Source organism: Mycoplasma sp. HU2014 (genome assembly GCF_001199495.1).
Lineage (GTDB): Bacteria > Bacillota_I > Bacilli_A > Mycoplasmatales > Mycoplasmataceae > Mycoplasma.
Genome location: NZ_LFYS01000050.1, coordinates 1 through 4,691 on the forward strand (window position 1 = coordinate 1; position 4,691 = coordinate 4,691).

A 4,691-nucleotide genomic window follows, 5' to 3' on the forward strand; every position below is an offset into this window, starting at 1 on the left:
AAGACAAATATTATTATTGTTTTAGAGATGTTAAAAGAGCATTCAAAGAAGAACACGACTTTATGTCAAGCAAAAAATTCTCAAAAGAAAGATATGACAAAATGAAACACAAATTTGGCACTATCGCATATGTTTCTGACCAAGACATAACATGTCAAGAAGCCTTGAATATGTATAAGCAAAGATGGGAAATTGAACTTGTTAATGACTTTTACAAAAACACTTTGGAACTTGATTCAGTTAAAGTTCATGATGATTTAAGTGTTTATGCAGATGAATTTATCAATATGCTTACATTAATTATTGGTTATAGAATTAAAAATAAATTTGAAGATGCAGGTTTATTTAAAACTAAAACATATAGAGAAATAATGAAAATTTTTAAACAATATAAAAAAGTTCAAATACCAGATAAACCTGATATTTGATACTTAACAAGAGTTGCTAAAAAGAATGAAGAGATAATAAACAAGGTCTTATATAGTTAATTTTTTGGGAAAGTTTTAATTAATGTTTTTTTGATTTCTTTAGTTCCTTCTTTTGAAACTTCATAAATTTTAAATTCATCAATGTGATCGAAAATTAATGGGTGAGCAATAAATTTATCGTAATCAATGTTTGTAAACACTGTATCTAAATGCATAAATGCACGTGATTTTGGTAAATCTAAAACAATAACTTTAGTATAGTTTGATTCTGGGTCATTAAATAATCTTTCACTAAATTTTTCAATAGCTTTTAGTGTAGTTCTTTGAGTAACTCCAATAATTAAAGTTTCTTTGTTTAAAACTAGAATGTCTCCACCTTCGATAGATTCATCTTTTCAATCTCTTTCATAGTAGTAAGGTACTTGATTTGCAAATCTTTCATGGTGTTTAAATACTAAATCAGGGAAAATAGTTTCTCTATTTCTTGTTACAGATCACATTCTGTTCATTGTTATTCCGTGTCCAACACTTGCGAATGGATCTCTTTGGAATAACACGTTTGGTAGTGGATCTGCTACGAAAGGATATGCTTTATACCCTTCATCAATTCCTAATTCAAGTTTTTTAGTACCAGCAATCATTTTTTTGATCATTCTGTAATTATCTAGACTGCTAATAAATTCACGGAATTTATCTTTGTATTTTTCTTCAACGTTAGCTTCAGAAATGAATTGGTCAATGAATTTATCTCTTAGCTCTGGGTGTTGATCTAAAGTTTCCGCTGCTAATTTTTCAATATATAAAACTTCTATTCCATTATCACACATGGATTTGGTAAAAGCGTTATGTTCTTGAATAGCTACGTCTTTAAACGGAACATCATCAAATAATAATCTTTCTAAAAGTTCAGGAGTTAAGTTTTCAACTTCATCTCCTGGCCTATGAACAAGAACTGTTTTTAAAGTTCCTATTTCAGAAAAAACGTTTATCTTTTTTTCCATATTTAATACCTCCCGATCATCAATCTAAGATGACTACAATTATATTATTGCAAAAAAAAAAAAAAAATAGAAGTACTCTCAAATGTGTTCACAATTAGTAAAATAACTTCATTTTTTAATATTGAATGATAACATTAAAATATTAAGAGGTGAAAAAATGTATAAAATGGCAAGTCTTTTTGCTGGTGTTGGTGGCATTGACTTAGGTTTTGAATCAACACATAAATTTAAAACAGTATGAGCTAATGAGTACGATAAAAATGCTAGAATAACTTATGAAAATAATTTTGATATCAAAGTAATTGGTGATGATATAAGAATTATTGATACTAAAACTGTTCCAGAAATTGATGTATTATTATCAGGCTTTCCTTGTACTTCTTTTAGTGTTGCTGGCTACAGAAAAGGTTTTGAAGATGAAAAATCTGGAGATCTATTTTTTGAAACATTAAGATTTATTGTTGCTAAAAAACCAAAAGTAATCTTTTTAGAAAATGTTAAGAATTTAGTAACTCACGATAATGGAAAAACTTTCAAAATCATAACAGATTCACTACAACAAAATGGTTACAAAATAAAATACAAAGTATTGAATGCAAAAGACTACGCAAATATACCTCAAAATAGAGAACGTATTTATATTGTTGGGTTTAAAGATGAGCAATCTTGAAATAAATTTGAATTTCCTCTTCCAAAAAAATTAACAAAATTAATACCTGATATGTTAGAAAAAGAGAATATTGGAGAAGAATTTTATTATTCTAAGGATAAAAATATTTTTTATCAAACTTTAGAAGAAAATATGAAAAAAACAAATGTTATTTATCAATGACGAAGAAAATATGTAAGAGAAAACAAAAATAATTTATGTCCAACACTAACAGCTAACATGGGAACTGGCGGGCATAATGTTCCATTGATAAAAACACAATTTGGTATAAGAAAACTAACTCCTAGAGAATGTTTTAATTTTCAAGGATACCCAAAAGATTTTATTCTTCCAAAATTAGCAAAATCACATCTTTACAAACAAGCAGGAAATTCTGTAGTTGTTCCTGTTATTAGCAGAATTGCTAAAAATATTTTAAAAGCTTTAGAAAATTAAGGAACTGTAAAAAAATGATTAGGATGTCCTAATCATTTTTAATATAAAATTCATATTCTCCTGTAATCATATTTACTTTTGCATAAGGTTTTAAATTATCTTTTTCAATTATTTTAGAGATTATAGAAAATCTTGGTCTTCTTTTTCATTTTTGCTGTTGTTCAAAAGTTTCACTTTGTTTAACTTCTATACTTTTTAAATTTTTCACTGGAATTTTATATAAATATAATAAATCGTTATCTTGATCTAATCTCGCAAATTCCAATATTTCAAATTCACTTCTAGGTCCAAAAGATGTTAAATCCATTTTATAATTTGATGATGATTTTATTTGGACTTTCAAACCTTCTCTTGAAATAGCATCTTCAGAACCACCATTATGACTGACTTGATAGCCATTTATATAACAAACGATAAATTCTGAAAATATTTCATGAAAATTAATTCCTCGAGTATATGATATTTTAATTTTTTTATTTAATTCTTTTCACAATGGATACAATGTGATTATTTCATTATACTTTTCTTTTGTTATCTCTTTTAACATAAAAAAACACCCTTCTTCCACTAAATAAAACCTTTTACATAAAGAGGATTAATGTTGTTTACATCATCAACTAGCTCAAACATTTCTTTAGTTTCTAAATAAGTATTAGCAAAATCTATCTCATAATCTTTAATAAGTTTAAAATTGCTATATTTTTTAATATAAAAATCTAATTGATCAGATTCAATTAATTGGATATCTTCTAAAATTTTAAATTGATCATAGACTGCAAAATAATATTTATTTCCTCTAGCATCTAATATAGAAATTGCTTTATTTTTACCAGCTTGAAACATTAGTGAATCAATTAAATAAACTTTAATATTATTATTTAATACTTTAATAGTTTTAACAATAGTCAATCCAACTCTAACTCCAGTATAACTACCAGGTCCTTTAGTTAAATAAAATGAATCAATATCTTTAATAGTTAATTGATTATTAGTTAAAAAGTCTTTTAATTTCTCTATAGCTACATCTGATATTTTTTTATTATTATCAATGATTAATCTATCTATTATTTTGTTATCTTTTTCTAAAATATAAACAAGTTTTCAATTAGTAGTATCTATAAAAAGGTTCATAATTATTCTCCTATAATAAATATTCTTTTGTTTTCATCAATTATTTTAATATCAATTGTTATTTTATTTAATTTATCACAATCTAAATTTAAATTTTCGTATCACTCAATCACATTAATGCTATTGTCAAATTCATCTAAGTACATATCTATTTCTGAATCATTGTTCAATCTATAAGCATCAACATGATTAATATTAAATTGATCAGTTTTATATTGATTCATAATTACAAAAGTTGGAGATGACACATTTTCAGTTACACCTAATTCTTTTAATAATGTTTTTGTAAAAGTTGTCTTACCAGCACCTAAATCACCATTTAATAAAATATAAAAAGGTAGTTGTTTATTTTTAATTTCTAAAGATAAAGTTTTAGCAAATTGTTTTGTTTCATCTAAATTATTAATATAAATTTCTTTCATAATAACTCCTATGATTGACTATATTATTGATTTTATATCAATATTTAATATTAATATAGTTAATAAAGTTTATATCTGGAATATAGTTAATTAAAGAATTCCAAAAATATACACTATATTTTTCGGTTAAAATAGCACAAAAACAATTAAAAAATGAAGATTTTTAATAAAAGAGTATGTTTTAGTAATAAAATGTACTCTTTTTGTTTAGAAAAATTAATAAAATTTTTAAAAAATACTTTTAAAAGACTTGTCTTTTATGTTATAATATACTATATAATACACTATAGAAAAGGAAAGATATTATGGCTGTACCATTAGAAATAAGGCAAGTTCCAAGACCAAAAAATACTATCGTTAAATTAACAGGAAAATCATGAGCTGTTATTCAAAGAATTGGATGTGAATATAAAAATGGTAAGAATTATCCAAAAAACGGACCTGTCATAGGTCATATAATAAATGGAGAATACGTACCTAAAAAAGAAATATCAATAGAATTAAGACCAAAAAATTATGGTGACTATATGCTTGCTAAGAATCTTTCAAATGATATTTTGAAAGACTTGACGCACGTTTATGGTGTTGAGGCATTTAGAATTTT

The 4,691-nt window shown here is 24.9% G+C and carries 6 protein-coding genes and 1 pseudogene; 3 read left to right on the forward strand and 4 right to left on the reverse strand.

What is annotated here, in order from left to right; all coding sequences use genetic code 4:
- Positions 1-488 (forward strand): transposase (locus AB668_RS02755; protein WP_327138678.1); only part of this gene is annotated, 488 nt, incomplete at its 5' end.
- On the opposite strand, the gene AB668_RS02760 is transcribed toward AB668_RS02755, so the two are convergent.
- A complete protein-coding gene (locus AB668_RS02760; RefSeq protein ID WP_235443335.1) occupies positions 485-1,429 on the reverse strand; it encodes an arginine deiminase in 945 nt (314 codons plus the stop codon). The genes AB668_RS02755 and AB668_RS02760 overlap by 4 nt on opposite strands.
- Positions 1,430-1,586: 157 nt before the next feature.
- Between AB668_RS02760 and AB668_RS02765 the strand changes: the two genes are divergently transcribed.
- The gene (locus AB668_RS02765) at positions 1,587-2,534 is read left to right on the forward strand and encodes a DNA cytosine methyltransferase (RefSeq protein ID WP_050517521.1); all 948 of its coding nucleotides are present in this window, start codon (positions 1,587-1,589) and stop codon (positions 2,532-2,534) included.
- A 28-nt stretch (positions 2,535-2,562) separates the two neighbouring features.
- Here the strand turns inward: AB668_RS02765 and AB668_RS02770 are convergent, their stop codons facing one another.
- Genes AB668_RS02770 through tsaE form a run of 3 tightly spaced genes read right to left on the reverse strand, consistent with a single transcriptional unit; the run spans position 2,563 to position 4,087 of the window.
- Entirely contained in the window at positions 2,563-3,081 is a 519-nt protein-coding gene (locus tag AB668_RS02770; RefSeq protein WP_050517522.1) for a Bsp6I family type II restriction endonuclease, read from the reverse strand.
- Positions 3,082-3,101: 20 nt separating this feature from the next.
- Positions 3,102-3,665: a tRNA (adenosine(37)-N6)-threonylcarbamoyltransferase complex dimerization subunit type 1 TsaB gene (gene tsaB / locus AB668_RS02775; RefSeq protein WP_050517523.1), complete on the reverse strand. Its 564-nt coding sequence runs from the start codon at positions 3,663-3,665 to the stop codon at positions 3,102-3,104.
- Positions 3,666-3,667: 2 nt separating this feature from the next.
- Complete coding sequence (tsaE, locus tag AB668_RS02780) at positions 3,668-4,087, reverse strand: tRNA (adenosine(37)-N6)-threonylcarbamoyltransferase complex ATPase subunit type 1 TsaE (RefSeq protein WP_050517524.1); 420 nt, start codon at positions 4,085-4,087, stop codon at positions 3,668-3,670.
- 305 nt (positions 4,088-4,392) lie between these two features.
- On the opposite strand from tsaE, the pseudogene AB668_RS05275 reads away from it, so the two are divergent.
- Positions 4,393-4,691 (forward strand): annotated as a pseudogene (locus AB668_RS05275) (hypothetical protein); the annotation flags it as partial.